At 74.3% G+C, this 21,228-nt stretch carries 19 protein-coding genes; 10 read left to right on the plus strand and 9 right to left on the minus strand.

What is annotated here, in order from left to right; translation table 11 throughout:
• Positions 1–36 precede the first annotated feature (36 nt).
• The 6 genes from KBX50_RS29175 to KBX50_RS29200 all read right to left on the minus strand — a co-directional run bounded on the left by KBX50_RS29175 (position 37) and on the right by KBX50_RS29200 (position 8,477).
• Entirely contained in the window at positions 37–1,209 is a 1,173-nt protein-coding gene (locus tag KBX50_RS29175) for an alkaline phosphatase family protein (protein ID WP_210941079.1), read from the minus strand.
• Positions 1,206–1,970, minus strand: coding sequence for a methyltransferase domain-containing protein (locus tag KBX50_RS29180; protein WP_210941095.1), 765 nt, complete (start codon positions 1,968–1,970; stop codon positions 1,206–1,208). The genes KBX50_RS29175 and KBX50_RS29180 overlap by 4 nt, the downstream gene beginning before the upstream one ends.
• A 35-nt stretch (positions 1,971–2,005) precedes the next feature.
• Positions 2,006–5,398: an error-prone DNA polymerase gene (locus tag KBX50_RS29185; RefSeq protein ID WP_210941080.1), complete on the minus strand. Its 3,393-nt coding sequence runs from the start codon at positions 5,396–5,398 to the stop codon at positions 2,006–2,008.
• A 105-nt stretch (positions 5,399–5,503) separates the two neighbouring features.
• Positions 5,504–7,207: a DNA polymerase Y family protein gene (locus KBX50_RS29190; protein WP_374224748.1), complete on the minus strand. Its 1,704-nt coding sequence runs from the start codon at positions 7,205–7,207 to the stop codon at positions 5,504–5,506.
• On the minus strand, positions 7,170–7,895 hold the full coding sequence (locus tag KBX50_RS29195; RefSeq protein WP_210941082.1) for a hypothetical protein: 726 nt from the start codon (positions 7,893–7,895) through the stop codon (positions 7,170–7,172). Before KBX50_RS29195 ends, KBX50_RS29190 begins: the two co-directional genes overlap by 38 nt.
• A gap of 132 nt (positions 7,896–8,027) precedes the next feature.
• Positions 8,028–8,477 (minus strand): SAV_6107 family HEPN domain-containing protein, encoded by a 450-nt coding sequence (locus KBX50_RS29200; RefSeq protein WP_210941096.1) that lies wholly within the window; start codon positions 8,475–8,477, stop codon positions 8,028–8,030.
• A gap of 572 nt (positions 8,478–9,049) precedes the next feature.
• Between KBX50_RS29200 and KBX50_RS29205 the strand changes: the two genes are divergently transcribed.
• The 6 genes from KBX50_RS29205 to KBX50_RS29230 all read left to right on the plus strand — a co-directional run bounded on the left by KBX50_RS29205 (position 9,050) and on the right by KBX50_RS29230 (position 14,414).
• The gene (locus tag KBX50_RS29205) at positions 9,050–9,538 is read left to right on the plus strand and encodes a YbaK/EbsC family protein (RefSeq protein WP_093401558.1); all 489 of its coding nucleotides are present in this window, start codon (positions 9,050–9,052) and stop codon (positions 9,536–9,538) included.
• Positions 9,539–9,614: 76 nt separating this feature from the next.
• Entirely contained in the window at positions 9,615–10,358 is a 744-nt protein-coding gene (locus KBX50_RS29210) for a monooxygenase (RefSeq protein ID WP_210941083.1), read from the plus strand.
• On the plus strand, positions 10,355–10,948 hold the full coding sequence (locus tag KBX50_RS29215) for a GNAT family N-acetyltransferase (RefSeq protein ID WP_210941084.1): 594 nt from the start codon (positions 10,355–10,357) through the stop codon (positions 10,946–10,948). Before KBX50_RS29210 ends, KBX50_RS29215 begins: the two co-directional genes overlap by 4 nt.
• Positions 10,945–11,784, plus strand: coding sequence for a carotenoid biosynthesis protein (locus KBX50_RS29220; protein WP_210941085.1), 840 nt, complete (start codon positions 10,945–10,947; stop codon positions 11,782–11,784). The genes KBX50_RS29215 and KBX50_RS29220 overlap by 4 nt, the downstream gene beginning before the upstream one ends.
• Positions 11,781–12,908: a glycosyltransferase family 2 protein gene (locus KBX50_RS29225; RefSeq protein WP_210941086.1), complete on the plus strand. Its 1,128-nt coding sequence runs from the start codon at positions 11,781–11,783 to the stop codon at positions 12,906–12,908. The genes KBX50_RS29220 and KBX50_RS29225 overlap by 4 nt, the downstream gene beginning before the upstream one ends.
• Before the next feature lie 18 nt (positions 12,909–12,926).
• Positions 12,927–14,414, plus strand: a complete 1,488-nt coding sequence (locus tag KBX50_RS29230; protein ID WP_210941087.1) for an NAD(P)/FAD-dependent oxidoreductase — start codon at positions 12,927–12,929, stop codon at positions 14,412–14,414.
• Between the two features lies 1 nt (position 14,415).
• Here the strand turns inward: KBX50_RS29230 and KBX50_RS29235 are convergent, their stop codons facing one another.
• Positions 14,416–15,105: a CDP-alcohol phosphatidyltransferase family protein gene (locus KBX50_RS29235; RefSeq protein ID WP_210941088.1), complete on the minus strand. Its 690-nt coding sequence runs from the start codon at positions 15,103–15,105 to the stop codon at positions 14,416–14,418.
• Between the two features lie 43 nt (positions 15,106–15,148).
• Positions 15,149–16,066 carry a methylenetetrahydrofolate reductase [NAD(P)H] gene (gene metF / locus KBX50_RS29240; protein WP_210941089.1) on the minus strand — a complete coding sequence of 306 codons (918 nt, stop codon included), beginning with the start codon at positions 16,064–16,066 and terminating at the stop codon, positions 15,149–15,151.
• A 270-nt stretch (positions 16,067–16,336) separates the two neighbouring features.
• On the opposite strand from metF, the gene KBX50_RS29245 reads away from it, so the two are divergent.
• Positions 16,337–16,708: a helix-turn-helix transcriptional regulator gene (locus tag KBX50_RS29245; protein WP_210941090.1), complete on the plus strand. Its 372-nt coding sequence runs from the start codon at positions 16,337–16,339 to the stop codon at positions 16,706–16,708.
• Positions 16,709–16,717: 9 nt separating this feature from the next.
• Positions 16,718–17,800, plus strand: coding sequence for a polyprenyl synthetase family protein (locus tag KBX50_RS29250; protein ID WP_210941091.1), 1,083 nt, complete (start codon positions 16,718–16,720; stop codon positions 17,798–17,800).
• A gap of 6 nt (positions 17,801–17,806) precedes the next feature.
• Here KBX50_RS29250 and KBX50_RS29255 read toward each other — a convergent pair whose 3' ends face one another.
• Positions 17,807–18,190: an Rv2175c family DNA-binding protein gene (locus KBX50_RS29255; RefSeq protein ID WP_210941092.1), complete on the minus strand. Its 384-nt coding sequence runs from the start codon at positions 18,188–18,190 to the stop codon at positions 17,807–17,809.
• A gap of 165 nt (positions 18,191–18,355) precedes the next feature.
• Here KBX50_RS29255 and pknB point away from each other — a divergent pair, with 165 nt between their 5' ends.
• Positions 18,356–20,344, plus strand: coding sequence for a Stk1 family PASTA domain-containing Ser/Thr kinase (gene pknB, locus KBX50_RS29260; RefSeq protein WP_210941093.1), 1,989 nt, complete (start codon positions 18,356–18,358; stop codon positions 20,342–20,344).
• On the plus strand, positions 20,344–21,228 hold an 885-nt coding region (locus KBX50_RS29265; protein ID WP_210941094.1), incomplete at its 3' end, for a deoxyribonuclease IV. The genes pknB and KBX50_RS29265, both read left to right, overlap by 1 nt.

The following is a 21,228-nucleotide window of genomic DNA, read 5'->3' on the forward strand; positions in this document are numbered from 1 at the left end:
GCGCAGGTTAGCCCGCGGGAGTGACATTCCGGCCGGTCAGCCCCGCACCACCAGCAGCGGAATGGTCATCTCGGCTGCCGTGTCCGCGCCATGGAAGGCCACCAACCGGGACACCATCGGCGGCTCCGACCGACTGGCCAGCACGGCGTACGTGTCGTTGCAGACCACCACCACATCGCCGATCCGGTCCAGGTGGTCGGTGGCCACCGGCCCGAACCGGCCACTGGCCACCGCCTCCTCGCGGGTCAGCACCCGGGCGGCGGTGCCGAGCACGGCCGACCAGGCCGCCACCACGTCGGCGGTGGCCCCCGGCGCGACATGCAGGTAACGCACCCGGGGCTCGCCCGCCACCACCCGCACCCCGTCGGTCAGCCGGGGGTCGGTGTCCAGGTCGAAGCGGTCCCCGGCGGGAATGTCGAGCTGCCCGTGATCCGCGGTGACCAGCAGCGCGGCGTCGGGCGGCAACCCGTCCATCAACCGGGCCAGCAACCCGTCCAACTCGGTCACCGCCACCCGCCACGGCAACGAGTCGACGCCGCTGAGGTGACCGTGGCGGTCGACGTCCGGGTGGTAGGCGGAGACGAGAGTCGGACCGGGTCCGGCGGTCAGCGCCGCCAGCGTGGTGGCGGCCAGCGCGTCGACCCCGGCCGCGCCCCGGTAGTCACCACCCCGGTTCGCGGCCAAGGTCAGGCCGGTACCGCCGAACTCCGGCCGGCTCACCACGGTCACCGCCACACCCGCCGACCGCGCCCGTTCCAACTGGGTGGGGACCGGTTGCCAGCGCAGCGGGTCGGGATCGCCGTCGCGCCACTCGATGTGGTTGAGCACCCGCTCGGTGCCCGGAACGCACACGGTGAAGCCGAGCACCCCGTGCGCACCGGGCGCCACACCGGTGCCCAGGGTGACCAGGCTGGTCGGGGTGGTGGAGGGGAAACCGCAGGTGAGTGGTCGGCCGGCCGCGGCGGTCAGCCCGGTCAGCGTCGGCGCGTACGGTGCGGCGGTCGGGATCTGGTACCAGCCGAGGCCGTCGACCAGCAGCACCGCGATCCGGCGTACCCCCGGCAGTTCGGCGGCGAGGCCGAGCGGGTCCGTGGTGCCGGGGACACCGAGCACGGCCAGCGCGCTGGGCAGCACGTCAGCGAGGCTCCCACCGCCGTATCCCGGCGCAACGACCTCCAGCGGCCGGGCCCGACCGATCAGGCCCGTCATGCCGGGCGGCGGGCGAACAGGTGCAGCTGGGCCGCGACGTCCCGCCAGGGTGGTTGCGCGGCCAGCGTCCGCTCCAACTCGACCAGGGCAGCGGCCTGACCGTCCGCCACCGCCGCGGGCAGCAGGTCGGCCAGGACGCGTACGCCGTGGATCTCCTCGACGGTGAGCCCGGCGGCGGCCAGCAGCGCGGCGGCGCTCTCGACGTCGAAGCGGCGGCGCAGGGTGTCCCGGGCGCCGGCCGCGCCGGTCGGATCGGCGGCCAGGGTCGCGGCCACGTCGAGGTGCCCGTTCATCGCCCGGCCGAGCACCGCGGCGACCCGCCCGGCGACCAGCACGCTCGCCGCGCCGCCCGGTCGCAGCACGCCGACCAGCGCGGACACCACAGGTACCGGGTCGTCGACGACCTCCAACACGGCGTGGCAGAGCACCAGGTCGACGCTGGCCGGCTCGATCAGTCCGGCCAACGCGTCAGCGTCACCCTGCACCGCGCGTACCCGCCCGGCGACCCCGGCCTCCGCGGCGCGGCGGCTGAGCGCGGCGAGCGCGTCGGGACTGGCGTCGACCACTGTCACCCGGTGGCCGGCCCGGGCCAGCGGCACCGCGAAGCCGCCGGTGCCACCGCCCACGTCCAGCACGGTCAGCTCGGCGGCCGGCCGGCGGTCCAGCTCGGCGCGCAGCACCGACCAGACCACGGCGGTACGGGGGGTGAGCGGCGGCCCGGCCGGGCCTGGGGTCTGTTCCACCCGGTCGAGCCTAGTCAGCCGGGAACAGATCGCCAGGGGGCACCTGTCCGCTGTCAACGGAAGTCGCGGGAGGTGGGGCGGACCGGCGCCTCGATCGGGTCCAGCCGGTCGGCGACCAGGTTGACCACCCCCGCGTGCCGCTGTAGCCGGCCCCGCACCACCAACGCCGTGCTGGTGCGGGCCACCCGCCGATGCCGCTGCCACAGGCCAGGCGAGCAGGTGACGTTGAGCATGCCGGTCTCGTCCTCCAGGTTGAGGAAGGTGACCCCACCGGCGGTCGCCGGCCGCTGTCGGTGGGTGACGATCCCACCGACCCGGATCCGGCGTCCCGGCTCCACCCGGCCCAACCTGTCGATCGGCACCGCGCCCACGGCGTCCAGCTGCGGCCGGATGAACCGGGCCGGGTGGTTCTCCGGCGACAACCCGGTGGCCCAGACGTCAGCGACCAGCCGGTCGACCTCCTCCATCCCGGGCAGCACGGGCGCCGCCGTACCGGTCACCGTGCCGGGCAGCCGACCGGGCCGCTCCTGGGCCGCCGCGCCGGCCGCCCAGAGCGCCTGCCGCCGGGTCAACCCGAAACAGGCGAAGGCGTCCGCGGTGGCCAGCGCCTCCAACTGGGCGGCGGTCAGACCCACCCGCCGGGCCAGATCCGGCATGTCGCGGTACGGGCCGTTCGCCGTCCGCTCGGCCTCGATCCGCTCGGCCACGCCGTCGCCGAGGGTACGCACACTGGACAGTCCGAGCCGGACCGCCGGACCGCCCAGCCCCCAGGCGTGCGGCGGTTCCCCCGCTCGGCTGCCCCAGCGGGTGTCCGGGGTGGATTCCAGCACCGGCTTCGCGTCGCTGGCGTTGACGTCCGGTCGGCGTACCTCCACGCCGTGTCGGCGGGCGTCGTCGACCAGGGTCTGCGGCGAGTAGAAGCCCATCGGCTGGGCGCTCAGCAGCGCGGCCAGGAACGGACCGGGGTGATAGCGCTTCAGCCAGGAGCTGGCGTAGACCAGGTAGGCGAAGCTCATCGCGTGGCTCTCCGGGAAACCGTAGCTGGCGAACGCGGTGAGCTTGCGGTAGACGTCGTCGGCCAGTTCGCCGGTGATGCCGCGCTCCGCCATGCCCCGGTAGAGCCGGTCGGCGATCTGCTCCATCCGCTGCACCGACCGTTTGGCGCCCATCGCCCGGCGCAACTGGTCGGCCTCGGCCGCGTCGAAGCCGGCCAGGTCGATGGCGAGCTGCATCAGCTGTTCCTGGAACAGCGGCACGCCGAGGGTCTTCTCCAGCGCGTTGCGCATCAGCGGATGCGCGAAGGTCACCGGCTCCTGGCCGTTCTTGCGCCGGATGTACGGGTGCACCGAGCCGCCCTGGATCGGCCCGGGCCGGATCAGCGCCACCTCGACCACCAGGTCGTAGAACTCGCGGGGCCGCAGCCGGGGCAGGGTGGCCATCTGGGCCCGGCTCTCCACCTGGAACACCCCGACCGAGTCGGCCCGGCAGAGCATGTCGTAGACCTCGGGGTCGTCAAGCGTCATGTCGCCGAGATCCAGGCTCATCCCGATCATGTCGTAGCCGTAGTGCAACGCCGACAACATGCCGAGGCCGAGCAGGTCGAACTTGACCAGGCCGACGGCGGCGCAGTCGTCCTTGTCCCACTGGAGCACGCTGCGGCCGGGCATCCGACCCCACTCCACCGGGCAGACCTCGATCACCGGCCGGTCGCAGATCACCATGCCGCCGGAGTGGATGCCCAGGTGCCGGGGGAACGTCTGGAGCTCGTTGGCGTACGCGACCACCTGCTCGGGGATCTCCGGCACGTCCACCGTGGCCACGTCGCCCCAGCGGTCGATCTGTTTGCTCCACGCGTCCTGCTGGCCGGGTGGGAAGCCGAACGCCTTGGCCACGTCCCGCACCGCCGAGCGGGGCCGGTAGGAGATCACGTTGGCCACCTGGGCGGTGTGCTCCCGGCCGTAGCGGGCATAGACGTGCTGGATGACCTCCTCCCGGCGGTCGGACTCGATGTCCACGTCGATGTCGGGCGGCCCGTCGCGTTCGGGCGCCAGGAAGCGTTCGAACAGCAGCCGATGCCGGACCGCGTCCACGTTTGTGATCCGCAGCGCGTAGCAGACCGCCGAGTTCGCCGCCGAACCCCGACCCTGGCAGTAGATGTCCGCTCGCCGGCAGAAGTCGACGATGTCGTACACCACCAGGAAGTAGCCGGGGAAGCCCAACTCTTCGATCATGTTCAGCTCGTGGTCGAGTTGCGCGTACGCCTGCGGGTGCGCCTCGCGAGGGCCGTAGCGGTCCCGCGCACCCTGCTCGGTGAGGTGGCGCAGCCAGCTCATCTCGTTGTGCCCCGGCGGCACCGGGTACGCCGGCAGCTGCGGTGCGACGAGCTGGAGATCGAAGGCCAGCTCGGCGCCGAACTCGGCGGCCCGGGCCACCGCGCCCGGGTACGCGGCGAACCGGGCCGCCATCTCGGCACCGTCGCGCAGATGGGCGGTGCCTGCCGCGGGCAGCCAGCCGTCGATCTCGTCCAGACTGCGCCGGGCCCGAACGGCCGCGAGGGTGGTGGCCAGTCGACGCCGCCCCGGAGTCGCGTAGTGCACGTTGTTCGTGGCCACCGTGGGCAGGCCGGCGGCGGCCGCCAGCTCGGCCAGGGCGTCGTTGCGGTCGCCGTCGATCGGATGCCCGTGGTCGGTCAGTTCCACCGCCACCGTCTCCGCGCCGAACAGTGCGGTGAGCTGGTCCAGCTCGCGGGCCGCCGCGTCGACTCCCTCGGTGAGCAGGGCGGCCGGCACGTGCCCCTTACGGCAGCCGGTGAGCACCAGCACGTGGTCACGCAGGTCGGCGGCGATCTCCTCCAGCTCACCGTAGACCGGGCGGCCCTTCTCACCGCCGCGTAGCTGGGCGCGGGCGATGGTCGCGGCCAGCCGGGCGTACCCCTCGTGGCCGTGGGCCAGCAGCAGCAGGTGGTGGCCGTGCGGATCGGGTACGCCGTTCTGCGGACCGGGCAGGCCGAGGGACAGCTCCGCTCCGAAGATCGTCGGCAGACTCAGCGCGCGGGCCGCCTCGGCGAACCGCACCACACCGTAGAAACCGTCGTGGTCGGTGACGGCGAGCGCGGTGAGCCCCAACCGGACGGCCTCCTCGGCCAGTTCCTCGGGGTGGCTGGCACCGTCGAGGAAGCTGAAGTTGGTGTGCGCGTGCAGTTCGGCGTACGGCGGCACGTCGTCGGGCCGGGTCAGCTCCGGCGGCCGGTAGTGCTCCCGCCGTCGGCTCCAGGCCGGTGAGTCGCCCCCGTCGGCGTCGACCGCCAGCGGATCCACCACATGCAGGTGCCGCCCCGCGCCGCCGCTACTGCCCTGCCCGCCGCCGCTGCCCTGCCCGCCGCCCGGCCGCCCGGAGAGCACCCGCTCCAACTCCGACCACGGCAACCGGGGGTTGTGGAAACTCACCGCCGCCACCTCGCCGTCGCGCAGGACGCCGCATCTCGTGCCCTCAACCGGCCCGGATGCCCCGGCATACCGCAACTGGTGAAGCCCGCCGGCCCGGGTACCCCGTCAGTCATAGATCGCCTCCAGCAGCCACTGGCCGGACTCGACCGCGAGCAGCAGGGCGCTGCCGTCGGCGAGGCGGACCTGGAACCGGGCTCGGCGGCGGGCCTCGGCCGGCGCCCACCACCGCTCGTCGACCGGCCACGGACCGGCCCAGCCGACGATCTCGGCCGACGCGACCGTCCCACCGCGAAGGGCGGTGGCCGAAGCGGCGGAGGTGGCAGCGGTGGAACCCAGGGCGGAAGCGGTGCTGGTGCCCTGCGGCGACACCGAGCCGATGCTCAGCCGGGCCGGTGGCGCGCTGACCGCCAGCCGGGCGCTCACCACCACCGGCGCGCCGGTGGCGTCGAGCACGCTCGCGGCGAGCGGGACGGGCAGCACCACGGCCGGCGAGGGCGGCGGCAGTCGCCCCGGCCAGGACGGTACGGCCGGCCCGGAACCCACCCGCCGCCCACCGGGACGGGCCGGGAGTCGTTCGTCGCCCCAGGGCACCAGCCGGGTCTGGTCGGCCGGGGACCGCCCGCCACCGAGCACCGCGGTGACCACCGCCTCGGGACCGAGCAGGCCCTGCACCCGGCTCAGCGCACGGTGCGCCCGCTCGCGTTCCGCGCCGGTCTCCCCCCACAGCCCGGGTTGCAGGCCGGTCTGGGCCAGCACCCCGTCCGGCAGCAGCCGCAGCCGGACGATCCCGGCAGTGGGACGGGCCGGCCGGTCACCGCCGCGACGGGCACCGGAGAGCCAGCCGTCCAGTTGCCAGCGGACCCGGTCGGCGATCGCCGCCGCGGTGAGCAGCCCGTCGTGCCGCCACACCCGGTGCAGCTCCTGGCCGTGCGCGGTGACCGCCTCGATGCCCAGGCGGGTGCAGGCCAGTCCGTGCCCGGCGAGCCGTTCATGCAGCTGCTCGGCCAGTGTCCGGGCCGCGAACGCCGCCACGTCGATCCGGTCGATCGGCTCGTCCAGGTCAGCGGTGACCGTCAGGTCGACCGGCGGACGCCGCGCCGCGAGCGGCCGGTCGTCCCGTCCGGCGGCCAGCCGATGGGCCAACGCCCCGTCGAACCCGAACCGGGCCAGCACGTCACCGGCGGGCAGCGCGGCGAAGTCGCCGAGCGTACGCACCCCCAGCCGGCGCAGCAGGTCGGCCAGGGCGGGACGGCCGAGCGCCTCGACGGGCTGACCGGCCAGGAATTCCGGTGTCCCGCCGGGCGGCACGATCCGCCCCTCGCGGGCGGCCAGGCCGGCGGCGAAGACCCCGGCGGCCACACCGATCTGGCTCTCCACCGCGCAGCTGAGGGCGACGTGCTCGACGATCCGCTCGGCGGCCGCCTCCTCACCACCCAGATAGCGGCTCGGCCCCCGGGCGGCCAGCGCGCAGGCCCCCGGGCGGATCACCTCGACCCCGACCGCCACCTCCTCGACAGCGGCCACCACCGGCTCGAACGCCCGGGCGTCCCGCCCCGGATCGTGGTCGACGACGGTGAGCCCGGGGCAGCGTCCCTGCGCCTCCCGCCGACGCAGCCCTCGGCGTACCCCCTCGGCGCGGGCCCGCTCGGAACAGGCGATCACCCGGTTGGCGTGCAGCACCGCGACCGGCCCGGTGGCGGGCACTCCGTCGACGATCTCGGCGGCGAGTACCGGCCAGTCCGGGCACCACAGCAGCAGTGTCCGGACCGGTTCATCCACGGCCCGCCACCACCCGCAGGCGCGTGGCACCCGACCGAGCGGTGGCGGCCGGGCCGGGGACGACCCGGGTCAGCTCGTCACCGGGCAACCAGACCTTGACCTCCCGGGGCCGGGCGGCGGCGCCCCGCCCGCGAGCCGAGATGGTCACCTCCCGGCGGCGCAACCGCCCCCGCCCCGGCCCGAGCCCCTGCCAGATCCCACGGACCACCTGGAGCGTCACGTCCGCGCCGTCCCACCGGCCGTACGGCACCAGCACGCTGCCGCGTTGCCGGGCCCGCGCGGCCAACCGGTCGGCGACGGAGGCGGAGACGGTGGACGGGACCGCGGTGACCACCACGTCGACCCCGTCGATGAGCGCGGCGACGACGGTGGGCCACTCCGGACCGGGCTGCGGCACCAGGGCGAGCCGGTCCAGGACGAGGCCGGCCTCGGCTGCCGCCCCGGCCCCGAAGGTCGGCATCCCGACCACGGCGCACCAGGATCCGGCGCGGGACGCCTCGGCGAGCAGCGCGAGCAACAACGAGGTGGTGCCGCTGGGTCGGGTCTGCCCGCCACCGACCGCGACGGTGCTGCCGCGCCGCAGCCCCCGGTTGGGTAGCAACCCGGTCAACTCGGGCCGCACGGGCAGCACCCGGTGCCCACCCGCCGGGTCGGGTGCGCTGGCCGGGCGGACCAGCCCGGCCAGCGCGGCGGAACCGACCACCATGCGGCCCGCCATCGGACCTCCCCCGTCATCGCCACGGACATCCGGCCCGTGGATGGTGCTGTCGTGGATCAGAAAGAACGTGTGTGTGGCGGGGCGGCGTCCGGCCACCCTAGGGTCCCGCCAACGGGGCCGGGCCGCCGCGGCTCAGGCGGCGAGACCGTCGATCGCCGGCTGGTGCGCCAGGCCGAGTGCCGCCTCCACCACCGTCACGAACTCCTCGGCGGCGCGGAGCAGGTCATCGGCCTCCCGGGCGCTCACCACCCGGGGAATACCGGCCTCGGCGGCGGCTCGTTTACCGGCGCCGAGGGCGAAGTAGCCGGCCCACTCGTCGAGCTCGGGGGCGACACTGGCGAGCAGGACCCAGACGCTGGTGATCCGGTGGCGTCGGGTGGGCGCGGGACGGGCGCGGGCGGCGAGCACCGCCGCGGCGGCACGCAGGGCTGCGAGATGGGCGGCGGCATACCGGAGGCCATCGGGGCCGGTCCGGGCGGCCTCGGCGAGCCCCTGCCGGGCCACCGCGAGCAACTGGACGGGAGTACGGTGCGGCAGCACGTTCGCGGGCACCGTCGGTGCCTGAGCCGGACTGGTCGGCATGGTCTCCTCCAGATGAGCCGGGGCGGGCAGGCGCACGACGGAGTGGAGCCGTCGACGCGGCAACCCGCGACGGTCGGTGCGGAGGAAGACGCACCAGGTGGGTGGCCGGCCGGGCGCGGAGCTTCCCCACACCACACCCGGCCGGCGTACCGGCGGGTCCGTCGTCCGCCGCCCGGGGGTCGGTGGGCGGGGCACGACGGCCTGCCTGACGGGCCCGGACTCGCGACTGCCCGGAGCCCAGGTGCGGTCCGCGGCACCGCACCTGTCGGAAGCCGGTGCCGCGAAACACCCGCCCCCGAGAGGGGTTGGAACGAACGTTCGAGGCAATCGAACACTCGTTCTAACTGCTGCTGACAGTACACCCTCCCGCCGACGAAAACGCAACGTGTGACGCGCCAGCAACATCGCTCGGATCGGCAGCGTCGCGCGGGACGCCGCGACTCGCGGCTTCGACCGGCACCGGATACCGCGAGATGCGGCAACCCGGGATGATCTGATGATCGCTGCGCGCCGACTCCCCGGGTGACGTGGCCGGTGGCGCGGGCGGTCCGCGTACCGGGAAGAATGGCGGCATGCAGTCACACCCGAACGTCCGGGCGGTGCAGGACGCGCTCGATGCCGCGAACGCCCGGAACGGCTCCGACGCGCCCGCCACGGTCCGCCTGCTGCCCGATGCCGTGCACACCGCCGCCGCGGCTGCCGAGGCGCTCGGCGTCGACGTCGGCGCCATCGCCAACTCGCTCGTCTTCGACGCCGACGGGGCCCCGCTGCTGGTGCTCACCTCCGGCGCGCACCGGGTGGACACCACCGCGCTGGCCACCCGGCTCGCCGTCACCCGGCTGCGCCGGGCCACCCCGCAGTTCGTCAAGGAACACACCGGTCAGGTGATCGGCGGGGTAGCCCCGGTGGGTCACCCGCAACCGCTGCGCACGCTTGTCGACACCGCCCTGGACAAGTACGACGAGATCTGGGCCGCCGGCGGCGTACCGCAGGCGGTCTTCCCCACCACGTACGCCGAACTGCTCCGGGTCACCGGCGGGACCCCGACCGACGTGGCGTGAACGAGCGAAGCGAGCGAACCATCAGGCACAGCACAGTGGTGCCTCGCGCCGGCGGCGGGCGCAGCGAGGTGGCGGCGTGAGTCACCCGGAGAGCGTCCCCGAGCTGGTCACCCTGCACGTGTGGCGGATCGCGCCGGTCGCCGTGGGCCGGGCGCTGACCCGGATGGCGGTCGACCCGCGCCGGCTGCGTGCCCTGCCCGGCGTACGGTTCGGCAAGCTGCTCGGCACCGGGACCGGCACCGGCTTCGGGCCCGGCGACGCGGACCTGACCCGGTGGGCGGCGCTGACGGTCTGGGACTCCCCCGCCGCGGCCACCCGGTTCGCCGACTCGCCGGTGGCGCGGGCCTGGTCCGGCCTCGCCCGCGCGGGCGTCCGGCTCGACCTGCGACCGTTGACCAGCCGGGGTGAGTGGTCCGGCCGGCGGCCGTTCGGTGCGCCCGCCGGTGGCCGGGTCACCGGCCCGGTGCTGGCGCTGACCCGGGCGCGGCTACGCCCGACCCGGGCGCTCACCTTCTGGCGGGCGGTCCCGCCGGTGGCCGCGGCCCTGCACGCCGCACCGGGGCTGCTGGCCCGCTTCGGCGTCGGCGAGGCGCCCCTGGGCTGGCAGGGCACGGTGAGCGTGTGGCGTGATCCGGCGGATCTCGTGGCGTTCGCGTACCGTCACCCGCAGCACCGGGCCGCGATCACCCGGACGGAGACCCAGCGGTGGTACGCGGAGGAACTCTTCGCCCGATTCGAGGTGCGGGACGTGGTCGGCGACCGGACGGTACTGGGGTGGGTCACCGACGACGGTGACCCGGCGAAGGGTGAACGGGCATGAGGTTGGTGCGGTGGACACCGGACGATCTCCTCCGGCGGCTGGACGACGTGGTGGCCGTCTACGGCGAGGCGATGGGTTACCGCGCCGACCTGCTGGAGGCCCGCCGCGGCTACATCGCCACCCACGTACGTCGGCCCGGCTTCCGTGCCGTGGCCAGCCTCACCAGCTCCGGCCACCTGGCCGGGTTCGGGTACGGCTACGTCGGCGCCGCCGGTCAGTGGTGGCACGACCAGGTCTGGCGGGCACTGGACCAGCCCACCCGGCGGCGCTGGCTGACCGACTGCTTCGAGGTGGTCGAGCTGCACGTACGGCCACCGGCTCAGGGGCACGGGCTGGGCGCCGGGCAACTGCGCGCCCTGCTCACCATGGCCGAGAACGCCACCACCCTGCTGTCCACTCCGGAGGCCGACGAGCAGACCTCGCGCGCCTGGCGGCTGTACCGCCGGTTCGGCTTCGTCGACGTGCTGCGCGACTTCCGTTTCCCCGGCGACGAACGTCCGTTCGGGGTGCTCGGCCGGGATCTGCCGCTGCCCGCGCCGGGACCGACACCACCGCCGTCGGTGCCGACCCCGCCGCCCACGCGGTCATGACCGCACGTGCACCGGCCCGCGGCTACGCCTGGACGTTGCTGGCCCTGCTGGTACTGGCGCAGATCTGCTACCCGCTGACCGGCGGGGTCGCCCGGTCCCGGCTGACCGTGGCCACCGTCGTGCTCGGCTACCTGCTCTCGGTCGGTCACGCCCTGGTCACCCGGGGGCCACGGGCGGCGACGGCGCTGGTCGCGGTGGCCACCGGCGGCGGGTTCGCCATCGAGGCGCTCGGCGTGGCCACCGGCTTCCCGTTCGGCAGCTACGACTACTCCGGCCAACTCGGCCCGAAGCTGGCCGGAGTACCGCTGATCATCCCGCTGGCCTGGACCTGGATGGCCTGGCCGGCCTGGTTGGCGGCCACCCGGCTCACCGGCGGGTCCTCCGGTCGGTGGCGCTGGCCCGGTCGCATCGCGCTGGCCACGGTGGGGTTGGCCGCCTGGGATCTCTTCCTCGACCCGCAGATGGTGGCCGAGGGGCACTGGGTGTGGCGGGATGCCACGCCGGCCCTGCCCGGGTTGCCCGGCATCCCGGTCAGCAACTACCTGGGCTGGCTGCTGTTCGCGGTGCTGATGATGACCGCGCTGCGCCCGCTCGCCGGGCCCGGCGTGGCCACCACCGGCACCGGCGACCAGCCGATGTACGCGCTCTACCTGTGGACGTACGGCTCCAGCGTGCTCGCCCACGCCGTCTTCCTCGACCTGCCCGCCTCGGCGGTGTGGGGCGCGGCCGGCATGGCGGTGGTCGCCGTACCGCTGGCCGTCACCCTGCTGCGGGCCCGGCGGACCCGCGACCGGGCCACCGGTTCGCCTCGCGCCCCGGTCGACGTGGCGGCATGATCGCCGCGCTGCTCCTGCTGCTCGGTGTCACCGTGCTGACCGCGCACACCGTGGTCAACGCGGACCGCTGGCTGCGCCGGCCGACCGACCGGCCGGTGGAGCTCAGCGAACCGGTGGCGGTGCTGCTGCCGCTGCGCGACGAGGCCGACCGGGTCACCCCGTGCCTGCGTGCCCTGCTCGCCCAGCGGGGAGTGCCCCGGCTGCGCGTCGTGGTGCTCGACGACGGCTCGGTCGACGGCACCGCCGACGTGGTCCGCGCGGTGGTCGCCGACGACCCCCGGGTCACCCTGCTCACCGGGGTGAACCCCCCGCCGGGTTGGCTGGGCAAACCGCACGCCTGCTGGCAGTTGGCCACCCGGGTCGAGGACTCGGCCGGCGCACTGGTCTTCGTCGACGCCGACGTGGTGCTCGAACCGTACGCCGTGGCGGCGGCGGTCACCGAACTGCGTGCCGCCGGGGCGACGCTGCTGTCGCCGTACCCACGGATCGTGGTGCGGACGGTGGCCGACCGGCTGGTGCAGCCGTTGTTGCAGTGGCTGTGGCTGACCTTCCTGCCGCTGCGGGCGATGGAGCGTTCGCCGCGACCGTCGCTGGCCGCGGCCGGCGGGCAGTTCCTGGTCGTCGACCGGGCCGGTTACCTGCGGGCCGGCGGGCACGCGGCGGTAGCCGACAAGGTGCTGGAGGACATCGAGCTGGGCCGGGCGGTGAAGCGGGCCGGCGGCCGGATCGCCCTCGCCGACGGCTCCCGGCTGGCCAGCTGCCGGATGTACGAGGACTGGCCGCAACTGCGTGACGGCTACACCAAGTCGTTGTGGGCCTCGTTCGGAAACCCGAGCGCCGCGGCCGTGGTGCTGACCGTGCTGCTGGCGCTCTACACCGCACCGCCGCTGGTGGCCGTCGCGGCGTTGCTCGCCGGCGCGCCGACGGTGGCCGGGGTCGCCGTGGGCGCCTACCTGGCGGGGGTGGCCGGGCGGATGGTCAGCGCCCGGGCCACCGGTGGCCGGGCCTGGCCCGACGCGCTGGGCCATCCCGTGTCGGTCGCGGTCCTCGGTTGGCTGACCCTGCGGTCGTACCATCTGCGCAAGCGGCGACGCCTGTCCTGGCGTGGCCGTCCGGTGGGTTAGAGCCTGGGAGGACGCGGCATGGCGCGGATCGTGGTCATCGGCGCCGGCGTGGGTGGACTGGCCGCCGCCGCCCGGCTGGCCGTCACCGGGCATCAGGTGACAGTCCTGGAACGCGCCGATGAGGTCGGCGGCAAGCTGGGGCGGCACAGCCGGGACACCCCCGAGGGCGCGTTCCACTTCGACACCGGCCCCAGCCTGCTCACCCTGCCCGAGGTCTTCCACGAGCTGTTCGAGGCGACCGGGGCGAAGCTCGACGAGTACCTCGACCTGGTGCCGCTGGACCCGATCGTGCGGCACGTCTTTCCCGGCGGCGGCCCGGTGCTCGACTCCTGCGCCGACCCGACCGAGTTCACCGACCGGATCGGCGTGGCCCTCGGCGACCGGGCGGCCGGCGACTGGCAGCGGTTGTGGCGGCGCGCCGCCCGGGTGTGGCGGGCTTCCGAGCGCGACATTCTGCGCCGCCGGGTCGACTCGCCCCGCGACCTGGCCCGGCTCGCCTGGCGGCTGGGCGACCTGGCCGCGATCCGACCCGGCCAGAGCCTGCGCGGGCTGGGTCGCAGCCTGATCTCCGACCCGCGACTGCGGATGCTGCTGGACCGGTACGCCACCTACACCGGCGCCGACCCGCGCCGGGCGCCCGCCGCGCTTGTCGCGGTCCCCTACGCCGAGCTGGCCTTCGGCGGCTGGTACCTGCGCGGCGGGCTGGGCACTCTCGCCGACGCGTTGCTGTCCCGCTGCCTGGACCTGGGGGTGGTGGTACGCACCGGCACCGCGGTCACCCGCATCGACGCGGTGGGCGGGCGGGTGCACGGGGTACGCGTCGCCGACTCGACCACCCCGGTCCCGGCCGACGTGGTGGTGGCCAATGTCGACGCGCTGAGCGTCTACCGTGATCTGCTGCCCGACGCGCGCCGGCTGGCCGGGCTCACCGACCGCAGCCTGGCCGGGTTCGTGCTGCTGCTCGGCGTACGCGGCGACTCCGGGCTGGCCCACCACAACGTCTTCTTCCCATCCGACTACGACGCCGAGTTCGACGCGGTCTTCGGTGATCCGGGACGGGGGATGCGGGCCCGCCCAGCCGCCGACCCGACGGTCTTCGTCACCGTGGCGAACGACCCGGCGGTCCGCCCGGCCGGGCACGAGGCGTGGTTCGTGCTTGTCAACGCCGCCCGCCAGGGCACCGCCCCGAGCGCGATCGACTGGCGCCGGCCGGGGCTGGCCCAGGCGTACGCCGATCGGATCCTCGACGTGCTGGCCGAACGCGGTGTGGACGTACGCGACCGGCTGGTGTTCCGCGACGTGCGTACCCCGGCCGATCTGGCCGCCGCCACCGGCGCACCGGGCGGCACCATCTACGGCACGGCCGGTGGCCTGCTCCGGCCGGCCAACCGGGGACCGGCCCGGGGACTGTGGTTGGTCGGCGGCTCCAGCCATCCCGGCGGTGGTCTGCCGATGGTGACCCTCTCCGCGCAGATCGTCGCCGACGCGGTCGGCCCGGCCTGGTAGCTCAGCCGGCGTCGATAAGTGCCCGACGCACCGCGGAGAGCAGCTGCCCCAGCCCGAAGGCGGCGAGCAGCACCCAGACCGCGGTCGCCATGGTGATGGTGCCGGCGGCCAGGTCCACCTCGATCAGTCCACTCAGGCCGGCCAGCAGCAGCCCTGCCACGGCCACACAGACCCGGGTCGGCCGCTCCCCCACGGTGACCGCGCCGATCTCCCGCATGCCGGCGGCGACCGCGCGGGCCCGGACGTACTCGTGCAGCCAGGAGAGCGCACCACCCGCGGCGACAAGCGCCCCCGGCGCGCCGACCAGCCAGAACGCCACCAGCCAGGCGGCCTCGCCGATCCGGTCGGCCAGCGAGTCGTAGACGTAGCCGAGCCGGGTGGTGCGGCCGGTGGCCACGGCCACCGCACCGTCGACGCTGTCGGCCACCGAGGCGAGCAGCACGAACAGCGCGCCCAGGAACGGCCCGTCGCCCGGTCGGACCGCGAGCAGCGGTACGCAGAGACAGAGCAGCACCCCGGCCACCGTCACCGCGGTCGGGCCGACCCGTAGCCGGCCCAGCAGGAACCCGATGTGGTAGGAGAAGCGCAGCCAGCCACGCACCACGGGAGTGGCGGCCCGGGGATCGAACCCGCCGTGCAGCCGGGCCCACGCCGTGGCGTAATCGTTCCAGTTCAGCTGTCTGCCCACCACGGTTCAACCGTCGCGACAGCGCCGAGGTGTCGCGCGCCGGGTGTCACGTCTCGGCGCCCACCCGCAGGTTCTGCCATATCTCCCGGGTCGCGGTGGACCGGTTGAAGGTGATGAAGTGGATCCCCGGGACCCCCTCGTCGAGCAACCGGAGGCACATCTCGCTGGTCTGCTCGATGCCGAGCCGGCGGACCGCCTCCGGATCGTCGGCGACCCGCTCGAACCGCGCGGCCAGCGCGGGCGGGAAGGGTGCCCCGGACAGCTGCACGGAGCGCTCGATGGTGCCGATCCGGGTCACCGGCATCACCCCGGCCAGGATCGGGGTGTCGCAGCCGGCGGCGGCCACCCGGTCCCGCAGCCGAAGATACTCGTCAGCGTCGAAGAACATCTGAGTGATCGCGAAATCCGCGCCGGCCCGGCACTTACGGATGAAGTGCTCGGTGTCGGTGTCGACATCCGGTGAGCGCGGATGCCGGTAGGGGAAGGCGGCGACGCCGACGCTGAAGTCACCGGAGTGACGGACCAGCCGGACCAGGTCCTCGGCGTAGTGCACGCCGTCAGGGTGCGGGATCCACTCGCCGGTGGGATCGCCCGGCGGGTCGCCGCGCACCACCAGCACGTTGCGCACCCCGACGCCGGCCAGCCGGCCGATCACGTGCCGCAACTCGGCGACGGAATGGTTGACCGCCGTCAGGTGGGCCATCGGCAGCAGGGTGGTCTCGGTGGCGATGCGCTCGGTGACCGCGACCGTGGTGTCCCGGGTCGAGCCGCCGGCACCGTAGGTGATCGACACGAAGGACGGACGCAGGGGCTCCAGCTCGCGGATGGCCTGCCACAACTGCCGCTCGCCCTGCTCCGTCTTCGGGGGCATGAACTCGAAGGAGAAGGTCGGCTGGCAGTCGCGGACCAGCTCTCCGATCGCCGGTTGCGAATTCGGGAGGACCGAGGGAAGACCGAGCGCCACGCACCGACTCTAGCGGGCCGGGCCGAACGCCCCCACCGGCTTCCCAGCGGTGGGGACAGCGGCGGGCGGATCGGCCCGCCTGGCACGGGTAGAAGGTTCGCCGCCAGCGCGCGGGAAACTGTCGCACCACCGGATTAGCCTGCTGAACTGCGCGGGTGGGCCGAGAGCTCACCGGGGGCCGCGCGGGGGTCAGCAGCAGACGGCGCGGGCCGGCGTCGCCCTGATCAGGTGGGGCCGGGCCCGTCACCCCGCCGACCCGCCGGAGGATCGATGTCCCCGTCCCCGCTGACCCCTGCCCGCCCCGCCCCGGCTTCCCTCGGCCCGCTGGTGGCCCGGTTACGGCTCGCCCGAGGGTGGAGCCAGTCCCGGCTCGCCGCCGAGCTCTGTGCCGCCGCCGGAGTGTTCACGCTCAGCCGGCACGAGATCTCCCGCTGGGAGCGAGGGGTGCGCGTGCCGGGACGCTTCTGGCGCGGCTGGCTGGTCCGGATCCTCGCGGTGCCCGGCGGCGCATCCAGGCCCGGCGGGTCGCCACGCTCGGCACGGCGCGTCCCCGGGCCAGCCGGACCGACCCGGCCGCGACCAGCGACGAACACGACGCGCCGGAGGGCGGGTGGGTCGTCGCGGCGTACCCCGACCCATTAGCGTCGGGACGTGACCCATGCTGCTCCCGTCTCCCCCGTCGACCGTGCCAGCCTGCGCCAACGGGTCGACAAGGCGCTGTCGGACTTCCTCGCCGGCCGTCGCGCCTGGATGACCGACGTCGACGACGCCCTGGTGCCGGTCGCCGAGGCGATCGAGGCGTTCGTGCTGGGTGGCGGCAAGCGGCTGCGGCCGGCCTTCGCCTACTGGGGCTACCGGGGTGCCGGCGGGGTGGACACCGACCCGGTGGTGACCGCCCTCGCCGCGCTCGAGTTCGTGCAGGCCAGTGCCCTGATCCACGACGACCTGATGGACCGCTCGGACACCCGACGGGGTGAGCCCGCGGTGCACCGGCGGTTCGCCACCCGGCACCGCTCAGCCGGCTGGGGTGGCGACCCGGACGGCTTCGGTGACGCCGCGGCGATCCTGCTGGGCGACCTCTGCCTGGTCTGGTCCGACGAACTGCTGCACTCCGCCGGACTCGACCCCCGGACGGTGGCCCGCGCCCGACCGGACTTCGACGAGATGCGCACCGAGGTCACCATCGGGCAGTACCTCGACGTGCTGACCCAGGCCACCGGCGACACCTCGCTGGAACGGGCCGGCAAGGTCGCCCGGTACAAGTCGGCCAAGTACACCGTGGAGCGGCCGCTGCTGATCGGCGCGGCGTTGGCCGACGCCCCCGCCGACGTACGCATCGCCTACTCGGCGTACGGCCTGCCGTTGGGTGAGGCTTTCCAGTTGCGTGACGATGTGCTGGGGGTCTTCGGCGACCCGGCGCAGACCGGCAAGCCGGCCGGCGACGACCTGCGCGAGGGCAAGCGGACCTACCTGGTGGCGGCGGCCCTGGAGGTGGCCGATGACACCGGTCGCGCGCTGCTGCTCGGTGGCCTCGGCGATGGCGAGCTGGACGCCACCGGAGTGGCTCGGCTGCGGGAACTGATCGTCGACACCGGCGCGCTGGCCCGTACCGAGCAGCGCATCGTCACCCTGACCGACGCGGCGCTCGCCGCGCTGACCGCCGTCGACCTCGACACCGAGGCCCGGCAGGCGCTGGTGGACCTGGCCATCGCCGCCACCCGCCGCGCCGACTGACTCCCCTCAGAAGCCCAGGGCCTGGGCGCGACGCTTGACCTCACGGGCCTGATCGCCGCCGAGGGCGGACGCGGGGGTGCCATCGGCCAACGTGTCGTCGGGCTCGTAGAGCCAGCGCAGTGCGGCCTCGTCGTCGTAGCCGGCGTCGGCCAGCAGGGTCAGCACGCCCGGCAGGTGTTTGAGCACGGTCCGGTTGGCCACCAGGTCGGCCGGGATCCGGCGGACACCGTCGCGGCGGACCGCGACCAGCTCCCGGTCCCGGATCATCTGGTGGACCTTGCTGATCGGCAGGTCGAGCCGCTCGGCGACGTCCGGCAGGGTCAGCCAGCCCGCCGGGTCGGCGGGACCGGCCAGGGGCGCGGCGCCCTCGGCGGGTACGGAATCGGTCACGCGCAACACCCTGCCACGCCACCCCCGGGCCCGGTCAACGGCCTCCCGGCAACCACCCTGAGCAGGGGCGATCGTCACCCTGCGCGCGCGCCGGACCCATGCGGGAAAGCCTGTCGGTAGCATCCTGTTCAACCTTCGTCCCCCCGAGACATAGACTGCCTGCTGATGGACACACAGGTCGCCGACACGTTGCTGGGCTCGCTGATCGACGGGCGCTACCGCATTCGCGGTCGCGTGGCCCGTGGCGGCATGGCGACCGTGTACACCGCCACCGACGAGCGGCTCGAACGCACCGTCGCTGTCAAGATCATCCACTCCGCCCAGGGAACGCCCGGCCAGGCCGGCCGGCCCAGCTTCGTCGACCGGTTCACCGACGAGGCCAAGACCATCGCCCGGCTCACCCACCCCAACGTGGTGGCGGTCTACGACCAGGGCACCCACGCCGGGCGGCCCTACCTGGTCATGGAGTACGTCCGCGGCCGTACCCTGCGCGAGGTGCTGGCCGAGCGGCGGCGGCTCAACCCGGACGAGGCGCTGGCCATCACCGAGCAGATGCTCGCGGCCATCGGCGCCGCCCACCGGGTCGGCCTGGTGCACCGCGATGTGAAACCGGAGAACGTGCTGGTCGCGGAGGCGCCCAGCGCCGGTCCGGCCAACCTCGTCGACAGTGTGGTCAAGGTGACCGACTTCGGACTGGCCCGGGCCGTCGAGGCGAGCACCGACCACGACAGCGGAAACCAGTTGATGGCCACCGTGGCGTACGTCGCCCCGGAGCTGGTGACCGACGGCCGGGCCGACGCCCGCACCGACGTCTACTCCACGGGCATCGTGCTGTTCGAGATGCTCACCGGCCGGGTTCCGTACGACGGTGACCGGCCGATCGACATCGCCTGGCAGCACGTCGACCGGGACGTCCCCGCACCGTCGATGCTGGTGCCCGGCCTGCCGAGGGTGCTCGACGACCTGGTCGCCCGCGCCACCCGTCGCGACCCGGCGGCCCGTCCCGCCGATGCCGGCACACTGCTTTCCGAGGTGCAGGTCGCCCGGGACGGGCTGGGTAGTCCGAACAGCCACACCGCTCTGATCGCTCCGGTGACCGACGGCCCGGCCGTGTCGCAACCGACGATGATGGTCGCGCCCGTACGTCCGGCCGAGCGACCGACCTGGGCCCGCCTGCCGGAAGATGGTCCGCCCGCTCGCGGTCGGCGTCGCGCGACGCCGAGCGGCGGTGACGATCTGCGTACCCGACTGGCCGGGCTGGGCGCCCGGCTGACCGGCCAGGGCGGCGGACGTCTCGCCGTCGCGGCCGTCGTCGTGGTGCTCGGGCTGGTGGCCGCGCTCGGTGGTTGGTGGTTCGGCGTCGGTCGGTACACCACCGCGCCACAGCTGGTGAGCATGACCAAGGCCGAGGCGGAGGCACAGGCATCCCAGGCCGGCTTCGAGGTGGTCTACGCCGACCCTCGGTACGACGACCAGATCCCCCGCGACGGCGTGCTCAGCCAGGACCCCGCCTCGTCCGCGCGGATCGTCAAGGGCGGCACCATCACCCTCACCCTGTCGCTCGGGCCGGAGCGCTTCGAGCTGCCGGACGTGGTCGGCAAGGAGTTCGCGCTGGCCGAGGCCGACCTGCTCAGCGCCCAGCTCGAGGTGGCCAAGGGCACCGCCCGGTACGACGACAGCCTGCCGGAGGGCATCGTGGTGGCCACCGACCCCAAGGCGGGCGAGGAGGTCAAGCCGGGCGACGAGATCACCGTCATCCTCAGCAAGGGCCGGGCCCCGATCACCGTGCCGAACCTGGTCGGCAAGAACCTCAACGACGCCCGTAACCAGATCGCGCAGCTCGGACTGGTGCTGGTGGAGCCGACGCGCAAGGAGTCCGACAAGCCGCGTGACGAGGTGATCGGGCAGAGCCCGGCCGCTGGCGGCGGCGTGGAGAAGGGTGCCCAGATCCGGCTGGAGGTCAGCGAGGGTCCGCCGCTGGTGACCGTGCCGCGCGTCGTCGACCTGCCCTGCCAGCAGGCCAAGCAGGTGCTGGAGAGCCAGGGCTTCCCGGTGGCGGTGCAGTTCAACCCGAACGCCGTCACCCGGTTCCAGAACCCGAACGAGAACGCCCAGGTCGCGCCGGGGACCCAGATCACCATCGGGTGCTTCTGATGCCGGTGCCGGATGCCGGGTACCGGCCGATCGGATCGCACACGCCCGCCTCGGGAGGGCTGGCCAAGGCGGCGCTGCCGTACCTCGACGCGGCCGGCTCCGAGGTGGCGCAGGTCTACGTCGGCAACTCCCGGGGCTGGGCGATGCCGGCTGGCGATCCGGTGCAGGACGCGCTGTTCCGGAACGGCTGCGCCGAACGCGGCGTCGCCGTCTACATCCACGCGTCGCTACTGGTCAACCTCGGTTCACCGACCGAGGCAACGGTCGAGCGGTCGACCCAGAGCCTGGCGCACGCGCTGCGCCGAGGTGCCGCGATCGGCGCGCGCGGGGTGGTCTTCCACGCCGGCAGTGCGGTGGACGCCGGGTACGCCGACGCGGCCATGCGGCAGGTACGCGAGTCGCTGCTGCCGCTGCTCGACTCGGCCGCCGACACGGGCGGCCCGATGCTGCTGGTCGAGCCGAGCGCCGGCGGCGGCCGGTCACTGGCCTGCCGGGTGGAGCAGCTCGGCCCGTACCTCGACGCGGTCGACCGGCATCCGCAGCTCGGGGTCTGCTTCGACACCTGCCACGCCTGGGCGGCCGGGCACGACCTGGCCGCCGAGGGCGGGATGACCGCGACGCTTGACGCTCTGGTGAGCACCGTGGGGGCGGACCGGCTCCGGCTGATACACGCGAACGACTCGAAGGACCTGTGCGGTTCCACCCGGGACCGGCACGAGAACATCGGCAAGGGCATGATCGGCGAGCCCGCCTTCGCCGAGCTGATGCGTCACCCCGCCACCGCCGGTGTCCCGATCCTCGTCGAGACCCCCACCGAACGCCACGAGGGTCACGCCGCCGACATCACCACCCTCCGCCGCCTCCTCCCCCACCCCCAACTCCCC

The sequence above is a fragment of the Micromonospora sp. C51 genome (assembly GCF_018070435.1).
Taxonomy (GTDB): Bacteria; Actinomycetota; Actinomycetes; order Mycobacteriales; family Micromonosporaceae; genus Micromonospora; species Micromonospora sediminimaris.